This window comes from Duganella aceris, assembly GCF_011090165.1.
GTDB lineage: Bacteria > Pseudomonadota > Gammaproteobacteria > Burkholderiales > Burkholderiaceae_D > Rugamonas > Rugamonas aceris.
Genome location: NZ_JAADJT010000009.1, coordinates 214369 through 232475, shown reverse-complemented (window position 1 = coordinate 232475; position 18107 = coordinate 214369). Strand labels below are relative to the sequence as shown.

18 protein-coding genes and 1 tRNA gene are annotated in these 18107 nt (G+C 65.8%); 7 read left to right on the top strand and 12 right to left on the bottom strand.

Annotated elements, in window-relative coordinates; translation table 11 throughout:
- Nucleotides 1-4: 4 nt before the first annotated feature.
- Nucleotides 5-81: transfer RNA gene (locus GW587_RS20475), tRNA-Met, on the bottom strand.
- A gap of 157 nt (nt 82-238) precedes the next feature.
- Between GW587_RS20475 and GW587_RS20470 the strand changes: the two genes are divergently transcribed.
- The gene (locus GW587_RS20470; protein ID WP_166106452.1) at nt 239-643 is read left to right on the top strand and encodes a VOC family protein; all 405 of its coding nucleotides are present in this window, start codon (nt 239-241) and stop codon (nt 641-643) included.
- An 8-nt stretch (nt 644-651) separates the two neighbouring features.
- Here GW587_RS20470 and miaA read toward each other — a convergent pair whose 3' ends face one another.
- The 3 genes from miaA to GW587_RS20455 are packed head-to-tail and all read right to left on the bottom strand — an operon-like array spanning nt 652 to nt 4595.
- Nucleotides 652-1605 carry a tRNA (adenosine(37)-N6)-dimethylallyltransferase MiaA gene (gene miaA / locus GW587_RS20465; protein ID WP_371875629.1) on the bottom strand — a complete coding sequence of 318 codons (954 nt, stop codon included), beginning with the start codon at nt 1603-1605 and terminating at the stop codon, nt 652-654.
- Nucleotide 1606: 1 nt separating this feature from the next.
- A complete protein-coding gene (mutL, locus tag GW587_RS20460; RefSeq protein ID WP_166106450.1) occupies nt 1607-3655 on the bottom strand; it encodes a DNA mismatch repair endonuclease MutL in 2049 nt (682 codons plus the stop codon).
- 7 nt (nt 3656-3662) lie between these two features.
- A complete protein-coding gene (locus GW587_RS20455) occupies nt 3663-4595 on the bottom strand; it encodes a peptidylprolyl isomerase (RefSeq protein WP_166106449.1) in 933 nt (310 codons plus the stop codon).
- A gap of 137 nt (nt 4596-4732) precedes the next feature.
- On the opposite strand from GW587_RS20455, the gene GW587_RS20450 reads away from it, so the two are divergent.
- The gene (locus tag GW587_RS20450) at nt 4733-5377 is read left to right on the top strand and encodes a VTT domain-containing protein (protein ID WP_166106448.1); all 645 of its coding nucleotides are present in this window, start codon (nt 4733-4735) and stop codon (nt 5375-5377) included.
- Nucleotides 5378-5517: 140 nt separating this feature from the next.
- Complete coding sequence (locus GW587_RS20445; RefSeq protein WP_166106447.1) at nt 5518-6573, top strand: carbonic anhydrase; 1056 nt, start codon at nt 5518-5520, stop codon at nt 6571-6573.
- On the opposite strand, the gene GW587_RS20440 is transcribed toward GW587_RS20445, so the two are convergent.
- The 3 genes from GW587_RS20440 to tsaE are packed head-to-tail and all read right to left on the bottom strand — an operon-like array spanning nt 6570 to nt 9304.
- The gene (locus tag GW587_RS20440; RefSeq protein WP_166106446.1) at nt 6570-7409 is read right to left on the bottom strand and encodes a D-hexose-6-phosphate mutarotase; all 840 of its coding nucleotides are present in this window, start codon (nt 7407-7409) and stop codon (nt 6570-6572) included. The genes GW587_RS20445 and GW587_RS20440 overlap by 4 nt on opposite strands.
- A 15-nt stretch (nt 7410-7424) precedes the next feature.
- Nucleotides 7425-8855 carry an N-acetylmuramoyl-L-alanine amidase gene (locus GW587_RS20435; protein ID WP_166106445.1) on the bottom strand — a complete coding sequence of 477 codons (1431 nt, stop codon included), beginning with the start codon at nt 8853-8855 and terminating at the stop codon, nt 7425-7427.
- Entirely contained in the window at nt 8819-9304 is a 486-nt protein-coding gene (tsaE, locus tag GW587_RS20430; protein WP_166106551.1) for a tRNA (adenosine(37)-N6)-threonylcarbamoyltransferase complex ATPase subunit type 1 TsaE, read from the bottom strand. The genes GW587_RS20435 and tsaE overlap by 37 nt, the downstream gene beginning before the upstream one ends.
- 59 nt (nt 9305-9363) lie before the next feature.
- On the opposite strand from tsaE, the gene queG reads away from it, so the two are divergent.
- Nucleotides 9364-10464 (top strand): tRNA epoxyqueuosine(34) reductase QueG, encoded by a 1101-nt coding sequence (gene queG, locus GW587_RS20425; protein WP_166106444.1) that lies wholly within the window; start codon nt 9364-9366, stop codon nt 10462-10464.
- A gap of 40 nt (nt 10465-10504) precedes the next feature.
- Nucleotides 10505-12262, top strand: a complete 1758-nt coding sequence (locus GW587_RS20420) for a DUF885 domain-containing protein (protein WP_166106443.1) — start codon at nt 10505-10507, stop codon at nt 12260-12262.
- A gap of 24 nt (nt 12263-12286) precedes the next feature.
- On the opposite strand, the gene GW587_RS20415 is transcribed toward GW587_RS20420, so the two are convergent.
- From GW587_RS20415 to GW587_RS20395, 5 genes are all read right to left on the bottom strand, one after another.
- On the bottom strand, nt 12287-12493 hold the full coding sequence (locus GW587_RS20415; RefSeq protein WP_166106243.1) for a hypothetical protein: 207 nt from the start codon (nt 12491-12493) through the stop codon (nt 12287-12289).
- Complete coding sequence (locus GW587_RS31890) at nt 12444-12728, bottom strand: BrnT family toxin (protein ID WP_166106442.1); 285 nt, start codon at nt 12726-12728, stop codon at nt 12444-12446. The genes GW587_RS20415 and GW587_RS31890 overlap by 50 nt, the downstream gene beginning before the upstream one ends.
- A gap of 65 nt (nt 12729-12793) precedes the next feature.
- Entirely contained in the window at nt 12794-13381 is a 588-nt protein-coding gene (locus GW587_RS20405) for a response regulator transcription factor (protein ID WP_166106441.1), read from the bottom strand.
- A gap of 4 nt (nt 13382-13385) precedes the next feature.
- The gene (locus GW587_RS20400) at nt 13386-15410 is read right to left on the bottom strand and encodes a PAS domain S-box protein (RefSeq protein ID WP_166106440.1); all 2025 of its coding nucleotides are present in this window, start codon (nt 15408-15410) and stop codon (nt 13386-13388) included.
- A gap of 58 nt (nt 15411-15468) precedes the next feature.
- A complete protein-coding gene (locus tag GW587_RS20395; protein WP_166106439.1) occupies nt 15469-16281 on the bottom strand; it encodes an oxidoreductase in 813 nt (270 codons plus the stop codon).
- Nucleotides 16282-16385: 104 nt separating this feature from the next.
- Between GW587_RS20395 and GW587_RS20390 the strand changes: the two genes are divergently transcribed.
- Together GW587_RS20390 and GW587_RS20385 are read left to right on the top strand one after the other, a co-directional pair.
- Complete coding sequence (locus GW587_RS20390; protein ID WP_166106438.1) at nt 16386-16823, top strand: winged helix-turn-helix transcriptional regulator; 438 nt, start codon at nt 16386-16388, stop codon at nt 16821-16823.
- 250 nt (nt 16824-17073) lie between these two features.
- Nucleotides 17074-18060 (top strand): TRAP transporter substrate-binding protein, encoded by a 987-nt coding sequence (locus GW587_RS20385; RefSeq protein ID WP_166106437.1) that lies wholly within the window; start codon nt 17074-17076, stop codon nt 18058-18060.
- The last annotated feature ends 47 nt before the right edge of the window (nt 18061-18107 follow it).

Sequence of the window (18107 nt, the reverse complement as noted above, 5' to 3'; positions counted from 1 at the left end):
ATCTTGGTGGTGATAGGTGGACTTGAACCACCGACCCCAGCATTATGAATGCTGTGCTCTAACCAACTGAGCTATATCACCTGCAACGCCCAGCATTATCGGGGTTGGGGCTTGGACTGTCAAGACCGGTCCAAAAATTTTTTGAAAAAAGTGCGCGGGATCGCGCGGTGGTCGTCAAAACATTGGCATATTGGTATTCTGGTCCCCGGGGTGTGATTATTTTTTTAACGGGGATAACATGGCGACCAATATCTATGTCAACTTGCCGGTGCGCGATCTACAGGCGTCGGTCAAGTTCTTCACGCACTTGGGCTACAGCTTCAATCAGCATTACACCGACGATAGCGCCACCTGCATGATGGTGGCCGAGAACATCTTCGTCATGCTGCTGACCGAAGCCCGCTTCAAGGAGTTTACGCCGAAACCGATCGCCGATGCGCACACTTCGACCGAGGTGCTGGTCTGCCTTCAGGTGGAGTCGCGCGAGGCGGTGACGGCGCTGGTCAACAAGGCCATCGAGGCCGGCGGCAGCGCCTACAAGGAGCCGCAGGACCATGGCTTCATGTACGGCCACGGTTACCAGGACCTCGACGGTCATCTGTGGGAACTGGTCTACATGAGCGGCGAGCCGCCGAAGACCTGAGTCGGCGATCAGCCCAGCTGGTCGGCGATGCGCGCCAGCATGGCGCCGGCCGGATCGGGCGCGAGGCAGTCGAGCACCACGCGGTCCGGCATCGAGCGCAGCCACGTCAGCTGGCGCTTAGCCAGCTGGCGCGTGGCGATGATGCCGGTCTCGCGCATGGTCTTGTAGTCGATGCTGCCGTCGAGGTATTCCCACGCCTGGCGGTAGCCGACGCAGCGCATCGACGGCAGCCCGGGATGCAGGTCGCCCCGGCGGCGCAGCGTTTCCACTTCGCTGATCAGGTTACCGGACGGCGTTTCTTCCAGCATGATGTCGAAGCGGCGCACGATGCGCTGGTGTAGCACGGCGCGGTCCGACGGCTCCAGCGCGAACGACAGCAGCTCGAACGGCAGCTCGGTCTTTTCGCGCAGCGCCAGCAGTTCCGACATCGGCTTGCCGCTCAGCGTGCAGATCTCCAGCGCGCGCTGGATGCGCTGCGCGTCGTTGGGCGCGAGCCGCGCGGCGGTCTCCGGATCGAGCACGGCGAGCCGGGCGTGCATCGCCGGCCAGCCGATGGCGGCCGCTTCATCTTCCAGTTGCGCGCGAAGTACGGGATCGGCGCCGGGCAAGTCATCCAGGCCGTCGGCCAGGCCTTTGAAGTACAGCATCGTGCCGCCGACCAGTAACGGCAGCTTGCCGCGTGCGACGATGTCGTCCACCAGCCGCAGCGTGTCGGCGCGGAACTGCGCCACCGAGTACGAGTCCAGCGGGTCGATGATGTCGATCAGGTGGTGCGGCGCGGCGGCCAGTTCTTCGCGCGTCGGCTTGGCGGTGCCGATGTCCATGCCGCGATACACCAGCGCGGAATCGACCGAGATGATCTCCGACGGGATGCGCGCGGCGATCGCCAGCGCGGACGCGGTCTTGCCCGATGCCGTCGGGCCCATGATGGCGACCGCCAGCGGCTTGTTCATCGGCTCCATGTTATTGGCCGCGCAGGAACAGCTTGTCGAGCGCGCCGATTTCGACCTGCACCCAGGTCGGGCGGCCGTGGTTGCACTGGTCGGCGCGTTCGGTGATTTCCATCTGGCGCAGCAGGGCGTTCATTTCCTGCGTCGCGAGGATGCGGTTGGCGCGCACCGCCGTGTGGCAGGCGAGGGTGCCGAGCAGTTCGTTCTGGCGTTCGATCAGCACCCGCGAGCCGCCGAATTCGCGCACGTCGCGCAGCACGTCGCGCGCCAGCGTTTGTGCGTCGGCGTTCTTCAGCAGCACCGGCACCGAGCGCACCGCCAGCGTGGTCGGCGACAGTACGGCGATGTCGAAGCCCAGTGACTGCAAGGTCTCCCGGTGTTCTTCGGCGGTGCCGACTTCCACCGCGTCGGCGTAGAAGGTGACCGGGATCAGCAGCGGTTGCACTTGCATCTCTTCGCCGGCGACGCGGCTTTCCAATGCGGTCTTCAGTTGTTCGTACAGGATGCGTTCGTGCGCGGCGTGCATGTCGACCAGTACCAGGCCCTTGGCGTTCTGCGCCAGGATGTAGATGCCGTGCAGTTGCGCCAGCGCGAAGCCGAGCGGGAATTCTTCCTGCGCCATCGCGGCGCCGGAGACGGTGAACGGGCTGGCTTGCGGCAGCGCCATGTCCGATTCGGCGCGGTAGCCGGTGACCGGGCCGGCGCCGCCGAACAGGGCGCCGTATTTTTCGGTGCTCTGCGCGACGCCGCCTTCGTTGCCGCCAAAGCGTGGCGCGCCATAGCCGCCCGCGCCGAAGCCGCCCGCGTTCGCGCCGCCCGCCGCGCCAGGGGCGCCGCCGAAGCCACCGGCTGCGCCGCCGCCAAAGCCGCCGCGCGCGTCGCCGGCGGAACCGTCAGCGTTGCGCGGTCCGAACGGCGACGGCGAGAAGGTCGGCGCATAGTCCGGCGCCAGCAATGGTCCGAACGAAGTCTGCTCGCCGCGCCAGGTCGAGCTGCCGAGGCTTTCGGCCGCCGGCAGCGGCGACGGCACGCTGCCGTGCGACGTGGCCGAGGTCAGCGCCAGCGCGCGCTGCACCGCGTGGAAAACGAATTGATGCACCGCGCGGCTGTCGCGGAACCGCACCTCGATCTTGGACGGATGGACGTTGACGTCGACCAGCGCCGGATCGAGATCGAGCGCCAGCACATACGACGGGAAGCGGTCGCCATGCAGCACATCCTGGTAAGCCGCCTTGACCGCGTGCACCAGCACCTTGTCGCGCACGAAGCGCCCGTTCACGTAGAAGAACTGGCCGTCGGCGCGCGCCTTGGAGGCGGTCGGCAAGCCGGCGAAGCCGTGGATGCGCAGCGGCCCGGCCGATTCGTCGATCGCCAGCCGCGCCTCGGCGAAACCGTCGCCGAGAATGTGCGCGCTGCGCTTGGCCATTTCGCTGACGTTCCAGTGATCGATGGTGCGGCCGTTATGGCTCAGCGAGAACGACACGTCCGGCCGCGCCAGCGCGATGCGGCGCACGACCTCCGCGCAGTGGCCGAATTCGGTCTGCTCGGACTTGAGGAATTTGCGCCGCGCCGGCGTATTGAAATACAGATCCTGCACATCCACCGTGGTGCCCTGCGCGCCCGACGACGGCGCGGGCGTGGCGTTGTGCGAGCCGACGATTTCCCAGGCATGGGCCGCGTCGGCGGTGCGCGAGGTCAGCGTGACGGCGGCCACCGAGGCGATCGACGCCAGCGCCTCGCCGCGGAAGCCCAGCGTGCCGACGTTTTCCAGGTCGCTCAGCGAGGCGATCTTGGAGGTGGCGTGGCGCGCCAGCGCGAGCGGCATCTGCTCGGGCGGAATGCCCCGGCCGTTGTCGGTGATGGCGATGCGTTTGACGCCCCCTTCCTCCAGCCGCACCGTGATCTGGGTGGAACCCGCGTCGAGCGCGTTTTCCAGCAGTTCCTTGACCACCGCCGATGGCCGCTCGACCACTTCTCCAGCGGCGATTTGCGAGATCAGCTGGTCGGGCAGGGCCTGGATAGGGCGTGGGGTGCGGGCGGAGGTGGTGTCGGGGGCGTTCATCCCCAGATTATAACTTGGGCCGCTCGCGCACCGGAATCATGGCGTTGCACAGCTCTATATAGTTGGCCGTGTATTTGTTCCACGGTCCGCCGCGATTGCGCTGGGCGTCGATCACCTGCTGGTAGATCGGCGCTTCGCTGCGCATCACCTCCAGGTTGCTGCGCTCGGACTCCGGCACGTCGGCCGCCAGCCGCACCGATTTGATCGGCAGGCGCGTGTCGTTGTCGCCGTAGAAGCCCATGGCCTGGCTGCCGCGCGGCAGAGTGCTCAACAGCTCCATGCCCCACACCACGCGGCCGATGGCGGTGATGTTGCGGTCCAGGTGACGCGGCGCGTGGCCGGTCACCGCGTACAGCTCGGCGCCGCTGCCGCTGTCGGTATCGTTGTCGCGGCCCACGCCGACGGTGGCGTAGCAGTGCGCGATCCAGGTGGTGTTGGCCTTCGGATCGCGGCCGACCGGGAAGCCGTTGGAGTGGCCGACCTGCGGCGCGTAGCCGTCGAAGTCCTTCTGCTGCACGAAGTTCTTATCGTTCGACATCGGCACCGTGAACTCGCCCGGCACCTTGGCCTTGGCCGTGCCCAGCGGCTTGGGAGTCTTCTCGGCGTTCGGATCGCCCCATTGCGCCACGTAGTTTTCCTGCGAGCGCAGCAGCGTCAGGCCGTCGAAGTAGCGTTCCTTGATCATGGTCTTGATATTGGCGATGCCCAGCGGCGCGAACTGCGGCGCCAGCTCGATCACCACGCGGCCGGTCGGCAGGTCCATGTAAATGGTGTTGTTCGGATCCAGCGGACGCCAGTCGGAAGGCTGCGATTTCTTGACGATGTCGCCGGCGGCGGGACGTATCGGCAGGTCGGCGGCGGTGGCCAGGGTGGCCGCCGCGCCCAGGCCGAGGGCCAGGGCGGAGAGGGGCAGGGCGCGTAACAGGTAAGTCAAAGACATCCGGAATCTCCTAGGTTGATCACATCCGCTTGCTGCGCGGGCTCAGACGATTGTAAACTGGTTATCATGGGCTTGGAAACTTCCGCCGCGCCGTCGCCGGTGGTGTATGATTCCGGCGCACACTTTATGGGAAGAATATGGATTTTATGCAATTTTTTGACATGATCCTTCATGTCGACAAGACACTGGAAGTGCTGATCCAGCAATACGGTACGCTGATCTATGTCGTGCTGTTCGCCATCATCTTCTGCGAAACCGGCTTGGTGGTGCTGTTTTTCTTCCCTGGAGACACCCTGTTGTTCATCGCCGGCGCGCTGTGCGCGGTCGGTGAACTGAACCTGCCGTTCCTGATGGTGCTGCTGAGCGTCGCGGCGATCAGCGGCAACACGGTCAATTACTGGATCGGCGAGGCGGTGGGGCAGCGGGTGTTCACCCATGACTATCGCTGGCTGAACAAGGCGGCGCTGACCCGCACCCACGAGTTCTTTGAAAAACACGGCGGCAAGACCATCGTGCTGGCGCGTTTCGTGCCGGTGGTGCGCACCTTCGCGCCGTTCGTGGCCGGCGTGTCCGACATGACGCATACCCGCTTCCAGCTGTACAACATCTCCGGCGCGGTGCTGTGGGTGGCGCTGCTGACCACGGCCGGCTACTTCTTCGGCAACATGCCGATCGTGCGCGACCACCTGACCGAGATCGTGCTGGTGGGCGTCGGCGTGGCCATCGTGCCGATGGCGCTGGGCGGCGTTTGGAAATTGTCGCGTCGCTTGCAAGGCCGCTGAAACCCGCATGAATGCACGCCGCGCAGGCCGCGCGGTGTGTTGTTGTGGAAATAAATTCCCTCTGCCAGGCCGGCATGTCTCAAGTTTTGCCCAAATGCATCCGTAAACCAGTAGGTAAAGCTTCTTACTTCTGGACACCCATGCGTACTCTGCTCACCCTGATCGCCTGCTGCTGCGTGGCCACCGCCACCGCCGCGACGACCAAAGATCCGCTCATTTCGCCGTCGACGAAATCGCCGCTGGGCGGAGTCGCGGGCGCGAGCGAGGCGTCCGCATCCGCTGCTTCGTTGTCTTCGTCGGCACCACCGGCCGCCGCCGCCAAAGCGTCGTCCGGGCCGGTGCGCAAGTTGAGCGAACGCGAACGCGAGGCCGAGGCGGAGGCGGATTTGTCGGCCAAGATCGCGGCGCGCCTGGCCATCATGCGCGCCAACCAGCAGGCCCGGATCGCGGCCGCGGCCAAGGCCAAGAAGGCCGCCGCCGTCGCCGCCGTGGTGGCCGCCGCGCCGCCGCCGCCGAGGATCAGCAATGTCTGGTCGTACGAGGGCGAGAACGGCCCGGCCTATTGGGGCAAGATCAATCCGGCGTGGGCCAAGTGCGGCGACGGCAACCGCCAGTCGCCGATCGATATCCGCGACGGCATGAAGGTGGAGCTGGAGCAGATCACCTTCGATTACCATCCGTCCTCGTTCAACGTGACGGACAACGGCAAGACCGTGCAGGTGATGGTCGGCAGCGGCAATTTCATCACCGTCGGCAACCGCACCTATGAGCTGATCCAGTTCCATTTCCACCGGCCGTCGGAGGAGCGCATCAACGGCAAGGGTTACGAGATGGTGGTGCACCTGGTGCACAAGGACGGCGAGGGCCGCATCGCGATGCTGGCGTTGCTGCTGGAACGCGGCAAGCCGCAGCCGGTGATCCAGACGGTGTGGAACAACCTGCCGCTGGAGAAGCTGGAGACGATGGCGCCGTCGATCGCGCTCGATCCGATGGATCTGCTGCCGGCGCGGCGCGATTACTTCACCTTCATGGGATCGATGACCACGCCGCCGTGCCAGGAGGGCGTGCTGTGGCTGGTGATGAAGGAGCCGGTGCAGGCGTCGCCGGCGCAGATGGCGTTGTTCAGCCGTCTCTATCCATTGAATGCGCGGCCGATCCAGCCGAGTTCCGGCCGCATCATCAAAGAGTCGAACTAAACACAGATCTTGTGTTGGCCGGTCCAGCTGGCGCCCGCTTCCAGCGGCTGCTGGTCGATGCGCGCCGGCTCGATGCAGACGAAGCGCAGATACTCGTCGTCCGCCAGATCCACCAGCGCCGCCGCGTCGGCCTGGCCCGGATTCCACACCACCCATTCGCTGAACCCTTGCTGCTCCAGGCGCAGCGTGGCGTTGGCCGTGTTCAGCGTCAGCGCCGGCGTCGACTTGTACAGCCGGTCGTGCTTCTCGGTGAAGTGCAGCGCCGGATGCTCCTGCGTCAGCGTGTTCAGATGATGGTCGGTGTACTGCTGGTGTTGCAGTCCGCTGATGCTGGTCGCGGCCAGCTGGCCGACGTCGTAGTAGGTATGCAGCGCGACGCCGAACGCGAACGCCTGCGCGCCGGTGTTGGCGACCTTGAACTCGGCGTCGAGCGCGTCGCCGTGCAACGTGAAGCGCAGCGTCAGCGCGAAGGCGTGCGGCCAGGCTTGCGCGTGTTCCGGCGGCAGGTCGTTCTGATCCAGGCTGAATTCCAGGAAGGACCGGCCGCCGTCGCCGCCGCTGCCGCTCAGGCGCCAGGTGCTGACGCGCGCGAAGCCGTGGCGCAGGCCGGGGCCGCGCACATTAAACTGCGGGAAGATGACCGGCACGCCGCCGCGTATCGCCTTGCTGCCGTCGAGCGGCGTCCGCGAGCTGACGAACAGGCGCTCCTGGCCGTCGGCGGTTTTCCATGACAGCAGATGCGCGCCGAACAGCGACACCGTCGCCTGCGCGCCATCGGCCGCGGTGATTTGTACTGCCGGCAGCGCGCCGTATTCCGTCATCGTTACAACAGCCATGTCTCTTCCATTCGGTTAGGTCAGCCGGTTCTTCGCCAGCGGTGGGTTCTTCGCGAAATAACGCCGTATGCCCTTGACGATGGCATCGGCCATTTGATTCTGGTAGCCGTCGTCGAGCAGCTTGGCCTCTTCCTCCGGATTGGAGATGAAGGCGGTCTCGATCAGGATCGACGGGATGTCCGGCGCCTTCAGCACCGCGAAGCCGGCTTGTTCGACCGAGCCTTTGTGCAGCCGGTTGATGCCGCCGATCTCGCCCAGCACCGAGCGGCCCAGTTTCATGCTGTCGTTGATCTGCGCCGTGGTGGACAGGTCGAACAGCACGCTGGCCAGTTGCCGGTCGTGGCTCTTGACGTTGACGCCGCCGATGGTGTCGGCCAGGTTTTCCTTGTCCGCCAGCCAGCGCGCCGCCGTCGATGTCGCGCCTTTTTCCGACAGCACGAATACCGACGAGCCGCGCGCCGAAGCCTGCACGAAGGCGTCGGCGTGGATCGAGACGAACAGGTCGGCCTGCACCTTGCGGGCCTTTTCCACGCGCGTGCCGAGCGGGACGAAGTAGTCGCCGTCGCGGGTCAGCATCACGCGCATGTTGGGGAATTCCTCGATCTTGGCCTTGAGGCGCTTGGCGATGGCCAGCACGATATCCTTCTCGCGGCTGCCGTTCTTGCCGGAGGCGCCGGGGTCCTCGCCGCCGTGGCCGGGGTCCAGCACCACCGTCAGCATGCGTACCAGCTTGCCCGGCTTGTCGCTCTTGGCCTGCGACTCGGCGGTTTTCAGCTGTTCCTTGAGTTCCGCGCGCGGCTCGGCCTTCAGGTCCGGCTTGAGCGCTTCCAGCTGCTCCTTCGGCGGCTGCGGCGCGGCGGCGGCGACGTCGGCCTCGCCCGGCTTCAGCGGCGCCATCTCGGTCTTGGCGGCGTCCTTGCCGTCGCTGGACCAGTCGCCCTTTTCGATCATCGCGGCGATCGGGTCGACCGCCTTGACCGGGTACAGGTCGAAGATCAGGCGGTGCTTGTAGCTGCCGGCCGGCGGCAGCGTGAACACCTGCGGCGTGATCTCTTCCTTCAGGTCGAACACCAGCCGCACCACGTTGGGCCGGTTCTGGCCCACGCGCACCTGCTTGATGTACGGGTCGTTGGACTGGATCTTGGCCACCAGGCTTTTCAGCGTCGGGTTCAGCTCCAGGCCCTCGATGTCGACCACCATCCGCTCCGGATCCTTGACGATAAAGTGGGTGGCCTTGAGCACGGCGTCGTTTTCCAGCGTGACGCGGGTGTAGTCCTCGGCCGGCCAGACGCGCACGGCGAGGATTTGCGCGGCGTAGGCGCGCATCGGCGCGACCACCGACAGCAGCAGCGTGGCGCCGGCCTTCAGCACGGTGCGCCGGGAGACCGGTCCGGAGTCGGCTTGGCCGCTCACATGTTGGGAGCGAATTTGAGGCGTTGAAGGCATGAATGACCCAGGGCGGTGGACGCCTGCAATTCTACATCACGACCGTGGCCCGCCACGGTCAAAAACAGGTTCAGATCGGGCGGCGGCAGCACGCCGTCGGCCTTTTCCGGCCATTCGACGATGCAGATGTTGTCGCCGTTGAAGTCCTCGCGGAAACCGGCGTCGAGGAATTCCTCGGCGCTGCCCATGCGGTACAGGTCGAAATGGATGACTTCGACCGCGCGCCCGCCGAGCTGGATGCGGTACGGTTCGGACAAGGTGTAGGTCGGGCTCTTGACCGTGCCGACGTGGCCGGCCGCGTGCAGCAGGGCGCGGGTGAGGGCGGTCTTGCCGGCCCCCAGGTCGCCGTGCAGGTGGATCGCCAGGCCGGGCGCGAGCGCGCGCGCCAGCGCCGCGCCCAGGGCGGCGGTGGCTTCCTCGTCGTGGAGATGGGCTGTAAAGTGCTGCATCGAATAGAATATCGTGTTGGTGGTGTCGCCAGCCATTGTAACCTCTTAGTTCCCCGCCGATGTCTCTGTCAGTATCCAATCTCGCCGAACTCGCCCTCAGCATCAAGCGCTGGGGTGTGGAGCTGGGCTTCGCCGAAATCCGCATCACCGATATCGACCTGAGTCACGCCGAGGCGGGCCTGCAGGCGTGGCTGGATGCCGGCATGCACGGTGAAATGGACTACATGGCCGCCCACGGCATGAAACGCGCCCGCCCGGCCGAGCTGGTGCCGGGCACGGTGCGGGTGGTCAGCGCGCGCATGAACTATCTGCCGAGGGACACCGAAACCGAAGGCCCGCGCGACTGGCGCGCGCGCGAGGCGGCGCGGCTGGCCGATCCCGGCGCGGCCGTGATCTCGGTGTATGCGCGCGGCCGCGACTACCACAAGGTGCTGCGCGCGCGGCTGCAACAGCTGGCCGACAAGGTCAAGGCGGAGATCGGCGACTTCGGCTACCGCGTGTTCACCGACTCGGCGCCGGTGATGGAGCTGCCGCTGGCGGAGAAGGCTGGCCTGGGCTGGCGCGGCAAGCACACCTTGCTGCTCAGCCGCAGCGCCGGCTCGATGTTCTTCATGGGCGAGTTCCTGGTCGACCTGCCGCTGCCGATCGATGCGCCGACCGGCGCGCACTGCGGCCAGTGCAGCGCCTGTATCGACATCTGCCCGACCCAGGCCATCCTCGGGCCGGGCCGGCTCGACGCGCGGCGCTGCGTTTCCTATCTCACCATCGAACTGAAAAGCGCGATTCCGCTGGAGATGCGGCCCTTGATCGGCAACCGCGTCTACGGCTGCGACGATTGCCAGACCGCGTGCCCATGGAATAAGTTCGCCCAGCGCGCGGTGCTGCCGGACTTCGACGAGCGCCACGGCCTCGGCTCGGCGTCGATGGTGGAGCTGTTCGGCTGGAGCGAGGACGAGTTCAATCGCAAGATGGAAGGCAGTCCGATACGCCGCATCGGCCACGAGCGCTGGCTGCGCAACCTGGCGGTCGGCCTGGGCAACGCGGCGGCGGCCGGCGCCAGGGGCGACGCGGCCATCGTCGCCGCGTTGTTGGCGCGGCGCGACGATCCTTCGCCGCTGGTGCGCGAGCATGTCGAATGGGCGCTGGCCTGCCACGCCTGACTGGGCTACACTCGCTGGGTTCTTTCTCATAGAGGCCCATGTGCAGACTTCCATCAAATTCATCGCGCTGCTCGCCGGCGCATCCGTCTCCATCGCCGCGCAAGCGGTGCGCTTCGACGACTGGGCCGACAAGGTCGCCAACGCCAAGGTGCGCAGCGATCCGGAGCAGGCGACGCAGAAGCAGTACTTCGACGCCAAGGAGCAGGATGCGCTGGACCGCAAGCTGACGCCGAACACCATCGTGTTCCGCGCCGGCGAAGTGGCCGCCGCCAAGAAGTCGCTGGCGCAGCTGGCGCGGATCGACCAGAAGGCCCTGACGCCGCAGCAGCGCGCCAGCGCCGCCACCATCGCGTGGAATCTGCAGGGCACCGTCGATGCCTATCCCTACATGGACTACAACTTCGTGTTCAACCAGTTCACCGGCGTGCACGTGCAGATCGTGAACTTCCTGACCCAGGCGCATCCGATCCGCAATCGCCGCGACGTGGAAAACTACCTGGTGCGGCTGGACGCGGTGGCCGGCAAGATCGAGACCGGCATCATGCAATCGCGCGGCGCAGCGTTGCGCGGCATCCTGATGCCGACCTTTATCACGCAGGCGTCGATCGGGCAGCTGGACCGTTTCCTCGACGGCGCGCCGGAGCAGAACGTATTCATCGCCACGCTGACGCAGCGCATGAGCGGCTTGAAGGATGTCTCGGCGGAGGAGCAGGCGAAGTTCGCGGCCGATGCGACCGCCATCGTCAGGAAGTCGGTGATTCCGGCGTTCGAGAAGACGCGCGCCTTGCTCAAGGAGCAGCTGCCGCGCACCACCGCCGATGCTGGCCTGTGGCGCCTGCCCAATGGCGACAAGGCCTATGCGGTGGTGCTGCGCCAGATGACGTCGACCGATTACACGCCGGAGCAGATCCACAACATCGGCCTGAAGGAAGTGGCGCGCATCGAGAAGGAAATGGACGGCCTGCTGGTGTCGATCGGCTACAAAGAGGGTTCGATCAAGGAGCGCATCGCCAGGCTGGAGAAGGATCAGAAGCCGAAGGACGCCGATCCGCGTCCGCAGCTGCTGGCGCGCTACGACGAGGTGCTGCGCGACGCCGAGGCGCGCGCGAAAGAGCTGTTCGATAGCACACCGAAGGCGCCGGTGGTGGTCAAGCGCGAACCGCCGTTCACCGAGAAGACGGCGGCGGCGCACTACACCGGTCCGGCCAAGGACGGCACGCGTCCCGGCATCTTCTGGGCGCCGATGCCGGGGCCTGATTTCCGCATCGTCGGCATGCGCACGCTGGTCTACCATGAGGGCGTGCCGGGCCACCACTTCCAGGTCGCGCTGCAGCAGGAAAACACCGGCCTGCCGCGCTATCGCCGCGACCGCGTGTTCGGCGTCGGTTCGGCGTATGGCGAGGGATGGGCGCTGTATGCGGAGCAGCTGGCGTCGGAGAACAACTGGTACGGCGACGACGTGGTCGGCCGCCTGGGCCAGCTAGACGCGGAACTGTTCCGCGCCCGCCGGCTGGTGGTGGACACCGGCCTGCACGCGATGAAGTGGACGCGCCAGCAGGGCATCGACTACGGCATCCCGCCGGCGGAGGTGGATCGTTACGTGGTGATGCCGGGCCAGGCCTGCGCCTACAAGATCGGCATGATGCGCATCCTCGACCTGCGCGCCAAGGCCAAGGCGGCGCTGGGCGACAAGTTCAACATCAAGGGCTTCCACAACACTGTGCTGGAAACCGGCAACGTGCCGCTGCCGGTGCTGGAGCAGATGGTCGACGAGTGGATCGCCAAGCAGAAGAACTGAGTTGTCCGCCAACGTCCCCGGCTTTCACTTCTTGGCTTTCCTGAATGGTCTTTGATGTGGATGTTTGCCGGGGAACGTCAGTGTTGCCCTTGACCAGTAAGCCTCCACTTCGGCTTCGTTGTTGGGGTCATATGGGCTATCAGGATCGTCCACATGATCCGGAGCCGCTGCGATTGCGGCATCAATTTGTTCTTGAGTGAAGTACGGATTTGAAATATTTTCGCGTTTCATATTTGTCTCCATATCTGCAAGAAATAATGCGCCCTCCATCGCTGGCTGGCGCCCAAATCATCAGAACGATCTCTCCTCGCAATAGGCCCAAGCTGCGGAGACGTAACTCGTAATGGTTTTCCGTTCTGTCCTCTTCAGAATGCAAGGGAAGGTCAAAAATGGCTTCCAGGTCGGCGAAGTCGATGCCGTGATCTTGTAGGTTTTTGCGTCGCTTGTTTTCGTCCCAGGTAAGCATGGGACGATCTTGTCACTTCATGGTAGGCATTCGCTTGAGCGGAATCAAGCGGAGTGGGGTGGAGGTTACTTCAACAGGCCGGCCAGTTCGACGGCGGTTTTGACTTGCATCTTGTCGAAGATGTGCGCGCGGTGGACTTCCACCGTGCGCATGCTGATGCCTAGCTGGTCGGCCACCACCTTGTTCATCTTGCCGGCCAGGATCAGGTCCAGCACTTCGCGTTCGCGGCTCGACAGCGTCGCCAGGCGCGCGTGCACCGCCGCCATCTCGCCCGCCTGGCGCGAGTTGGCCAGGCCTTCCTGCACCCTGTCCATCAGCTGGTTGTCGTTGAACGGCTTCTCGAAGAAGTCGAAGGCGCCGCGCTTCAGCGTATCCACCGCCATCGGCACGTCGCCGTGGCCGGTCAGGAAGATCACCGGCATGCGCTGAATCAGGCCGCGCGCGCTGAGCTGGTCGAACACCGCCACCCCGTTCATGTCCGGCATGCGCACGTCGAGCAGCACACAGTCGCCGCCGATGTCGAACTGGCCCGCCTCCGCCTGCTTGAGGAACTGGGCCCCCGAGTCGTAGGCGCGGGAGGCGATCGCCCGCGAGGTGGCCAGCCAGGTCAGCGAGTCGCGTACGACCGCTTCGTCATCGACGATGTGCAGCATGTGTTCAGGTCTCCTGTGTCGCCGCCGCCGGCACCGCCGGCAGCACGAACGTGAATATGGTTCCGCCTTGCGGATTGGCGCGGTAGGTGAGTGCGCCGCCGTGGAATTCTATCGCAGTCCGGCAGATGTTGAGTCCCATCCCCATGCCTTCGGCCTTGGTCGAGAAGAACGGCGAGAACAGCCGCTCCGCCACTTCCTGCGGAATGCCGTGACCCTGGTCGATGACGGCGACGCTGACCTGCGCCGTGGCGGCGTCGTATTCGGCCACCACGTCGAGCATGCGGCGCTGCGGCGGGATGTGCTGCATCGCTTCGATCGCGTTGCGGGTCAGGTTGAGCAGCACCTGTTCGATCATCACCCGGTCGGCGCGCACCATCGGCAGGTCTGCCGGCAGTTCGGCGCGGAACGAGACGTAGCTCTGGCGCGCCTGCAGGTCGATCAGCGCGCGGATGCCGTCCAGCAGCGAGGGAATGGCGATCTCCTGCCGCAACGGTTCGCGCTTCTTGACGAATTCGTGCACGCTGCGGATGATCTGACCGGCCCGCTGCGCCTGCGCGCTGGCCTGCTCCAGCGCCGGCTTCAGCACGCCGCAGTCGACCGCGTCGCCGCTGCTCTGGGCCCGCCCCAGCAGATTGAGCGCGCCGGTGGTGTAGCTGGAGATCGCGGCCAGCGGCTGGTTCAGTTCGTGCGCCAGCATCGAGGCGATTTCGCCCATGGTCGCCAGCCGCGCCGACGCCTGCAGCTTCTCGTGCTGCTGGCGGTTGAGTTCTTCGATCCGCTTGCGGTCCGAGATATCCAGGATGGAGCCCATCCAGCCGGTCTGCTTGCCGTCCTTGTCCACCAGCGGCGCCTCGAACACCAGCACCGGCACCCGTTCCCCGTCGGGCCGCTGGAACACGGTCTCGAACTGCGGCGTGACCTTGCCCGCCAGGACGTTGGCGAAGCGGGTCTGGTATTCGCTCATCGCCTCCGGCGCCCAGTAGGGCATCGGCGGCAGCTTGCCGACGATGTCGTCGGCCGGGTAGCCGACGATCTGGCAGAAGGCCGGATTGACGTAGGTGATGCGGCCTTCGAGGTCGCGCGCGCGCAGGCCGGTGACCAGCGAGTTTTCCATCGCGGTGCGGAACGACATCTGCTGGCGCAGCGCGCCTTCGGCCGCCAGCCGGCGCGAAATGTGGCCCCACAAGGCCAACAGGCTCCACAACAATCCCAGCGACAGCACGATCACCGAGCCGACCAGCAGGTTGGGCAGCAGCTGCGGCTCGCTCTTGACGCTGTCGGTGACCAGCGTGACGGTGGCGCCGGGCAGGTCGAGCGCGCGCTTGTGGGTGTAGACGCCGTGGCCAGGACCGGCCGCGGCGCGCCGCGCCAGCACCTTGTCGTCGCGGTCGACCAGCGTCACCTGGTTGTCCTGGGCGAACCACCACGGCACCATTTCGTCCAGCAGCGCGCTGGTTTGATAGGTGGCGACCAGGTCGCCGAGGTACTCGTCGCCGCGGAACAGCGGCACGTGGTAGTCCATCAGCACGGCGGCGGGGGCGGCCGACGGGTTGCGGGTCTGCGCCTCCGGCTGGGTGTACATCGGGCGCCGGGTGCGGCGGGTCAGTTCGGCGGTGGCGCGCGACGCCTCGGTCAGCTGCACCGGCGCCGGCAGCGGGTCGCTGCTGCCGGCCAGCGCGCCGTCCGGCTTGAGCCAGACCACGCGCAGCAGTTCGTGGCCGTTCTTCAGGATGCGCGCCATATGCTCGTGCAGCAGCGCCGGCGACAGGCGGTCGGCGCTGATCTCCAGCGCCAGGCTGCGCAGGCTTTCCTCATCGCGGCCGAGCTGGAAGCGGATGGTCTGCTCGACCCACAGCGTGTCGGCGATCAGCTGTTCCTGGCGCTCGTTGCTCTCCATCTGGCGCGCCTGCCACGGCAGCCAGATCAGGATCGCCAGAAAGAACAGCACCAGCACGATGGGCAGCAGCCAGCGCAACACATAGCTGGTCTGCGGGCGGCGGGCGGCGGGCGTGAGGGGCGGAGCGGTCATGCGGTCGGGCTATCGCGGTGCGTGGATCCGGTGAACCGGCTGGACCCATAGTGTAACTTTAAACCGGCAGCCCGTTGAACTTCCTCAGGCTTCGGTCGACCATAGCCTCGGGCAGGAAGCGGCGCAGCCAGCTGACCTGACGCGCCTGCCTGCCGGCGGCGTAGCGCAGTTTCGGCACGCGTGCGCTGGCCGCCTTGAGCACGGCAGCCGCCACCACTTCGGGCGCGTCACCCTGGGCGATCCAGCCGCGCATCAGCGCCTCCATGCGGCTGCGCTCGGCGTCGTGCAGCGGCAGCGGCCGGTCCGGGCGGCTCAGATTGTCGTCGAACGCGGTGCGGGTTACGCCCGGTTCGACCAGCACCACCCGGATCCCCGCCGCGCGCAGCTCGTGGTCCAGCGATTCGGAATACCCTTCCACCGCATGTTTGGTGGCGGCGTACAGCGCGTTGTACGGCGACGGGATCAGCCCCAGGATCGAGCTCAGGTTGACGATGCGGCCCTGCCGGCGGCGGCGCATCGCGGGCAGCACGGCGTTGGTCACGCGCAGCAAGCCGAACACGTTGACGTCGAACAGCGCCTGCGCCTGCGCCGCCGAGGATTCGTCGGCGCCGCCCAGCAAGCCGATGCCGGCGTTGTTGACCAGCAGGTCGATGCGGCCGGCCTGCGCCAGCACCTGCGCCACCATGGCCTGCACCGAGGCGTCGTCGGTCACGTCGCAGACCAGCATGACGACACCGTTGTCCAGGTTGGCCGGCCGGCGGCTGGTGCCGAACACGCGGTAGCCGGCGCCGACCAGCGTCAGCGCGGTGACCAGGCCGATGCCGGACGAGGCGCCGGTGACCAGGGCGACGGGCATTTCTTGTTTGTTCATGAGTCGGATCTCCACGTGAGGTTGATCGGCGGGCGCCGCGATGTTAGTATCGATTGCGTAGTAACTCTAGCATCCCGCGTCACGAATGTCACTATCGAAACGATATGAACAACCAAGATTCTTGCGATAACCCATGCCCGATCGCGCGCAGCCTGGCCTTCCTCGGCGACGCCTGGAGCATGCTGATCCTGCGCGACGCGCATGCCGGCCTGACCCGGTTCGACCAGTTCCGCAAAAGCCTGGGCATCGCGCCCACCATCCTGACCAGGCGGCTGGCGACGCTGACCGAGGAGGGCGTGCTGGAAAAACGCCGCTACTCGGAGCACCCGCCGCGCGAGGAATACCTGCTGACGGCGGCGGGGCAGGATTTCCTGCCGGTGCTGTTCGTGCTCGGCGCCTGGGGGCGGCAACATCGCGGCGGCGGCAAGCTGATACGCTTCCTCGACGCGCAAACCGGCACCGAGATCCAGGCCGTGGCGGTGGACCAGGTGACCGGGGCGCGGATCGGCACCCGGCCGATCACCATCGTGCCGCCGCAGTGATCGCCGCATCGCGGCGTGGCCTGCGTTGTCGCCGGGAAAACAACAGCGGCGCGACCGGGCGCTGCGGCGCAGCATCGATTTCGGCGGACGAAGGCGCAAGCGACGGCGCGAGCAGTGGCGCGGGCTGCGGCGGTGGTGGGAGCCGATTGCGGGTCGGGCATTGTGGTTTTCCACAGTTGCCAGCCTTGCCACGTGTGGTAAGTTTGATCCAAACTAGAATAATGTTGCAATTTCACCCCCAGGAGACTCCATGAAACTGAAATCCGTTCTGCTCGTCCTGAGCGCCGCCCTAAGCTTCAACGCGTACGCCCAAGCACCTATCGTCATCAAATTCAGCCACGTGGTGGCCACCGATACGCCGAAAGGTCAGGCCGCCGAACGCTTCAAGCAGCTGGCCGAAAAAGCCACCAACGGCCGCGTCAAGGTCGAGGTCTACCCGAACAGCCAACTGTACAAGGACAAGGAAGAACTGGAAGCGCTGCAATTGGGCGCGGTGCAGATGCTGGCGCCATCGCTGGCCAAGTTCGGCCCGCTGGGCGTGAAGGAATTCGAAGCCTTCGACCTGCCGTACATCTTCCCGTCGAAAACCGCGCTGTACAACGTCACCGAAGGTGAAATCGGCAAGGGCCTGCTGAAGAAACTGGAACCGAAGGGCATCACCGGCCTGGCGTTCTGGGACAACGGCTTCAAGGTGATGTCGGCCAACAAGCCGTTGCGCACCCCGGCCGATTTCAAGGGCCTGAAGCTGCGCATCCAGTCGTCCAAGGTGCTGGACGCGCAGATGCGCGCGCTGGGCGCCAACCCGCAGGTGCTGGCCTTCTCCGAGGTCTACCAAGCGCTGCAGACCGGCGTAGTGGACGGCACCGAGAACCCGCCGTCGAATATGTACACGCAGAAGATGCACGAGGTGCAGAAGTATGTGACCGTGTCCAACCACGGCTACCTGGGCTATGCGGTGATCGTCAACAAGAAGTTCTGGGACGGCCTGCCGCCTGACATCCGCACCGCGCTGGACAAGGCGATGAAGGACGCGACCACGTTCGAGAAAGCCATCGCCCAGCGCGACAACGACCTGGCGCTGGACGCCATCAAGAAAACCGGCAAGACCGACATCTACACGCTCAGCGTGAAAGAACAGGCGGAGTGGCGCAAGGCCCTGCTGCCGGTACAACAGTCGATGGAAAGCCGCATCGGCAAAGACCTGATCTCCGCGATCAACAAAGAAGCAGCCAAGTAAGCAGTCTGCCACGGGACGGCGCCATGTCGTCCCGTTCTCCTCCTCTC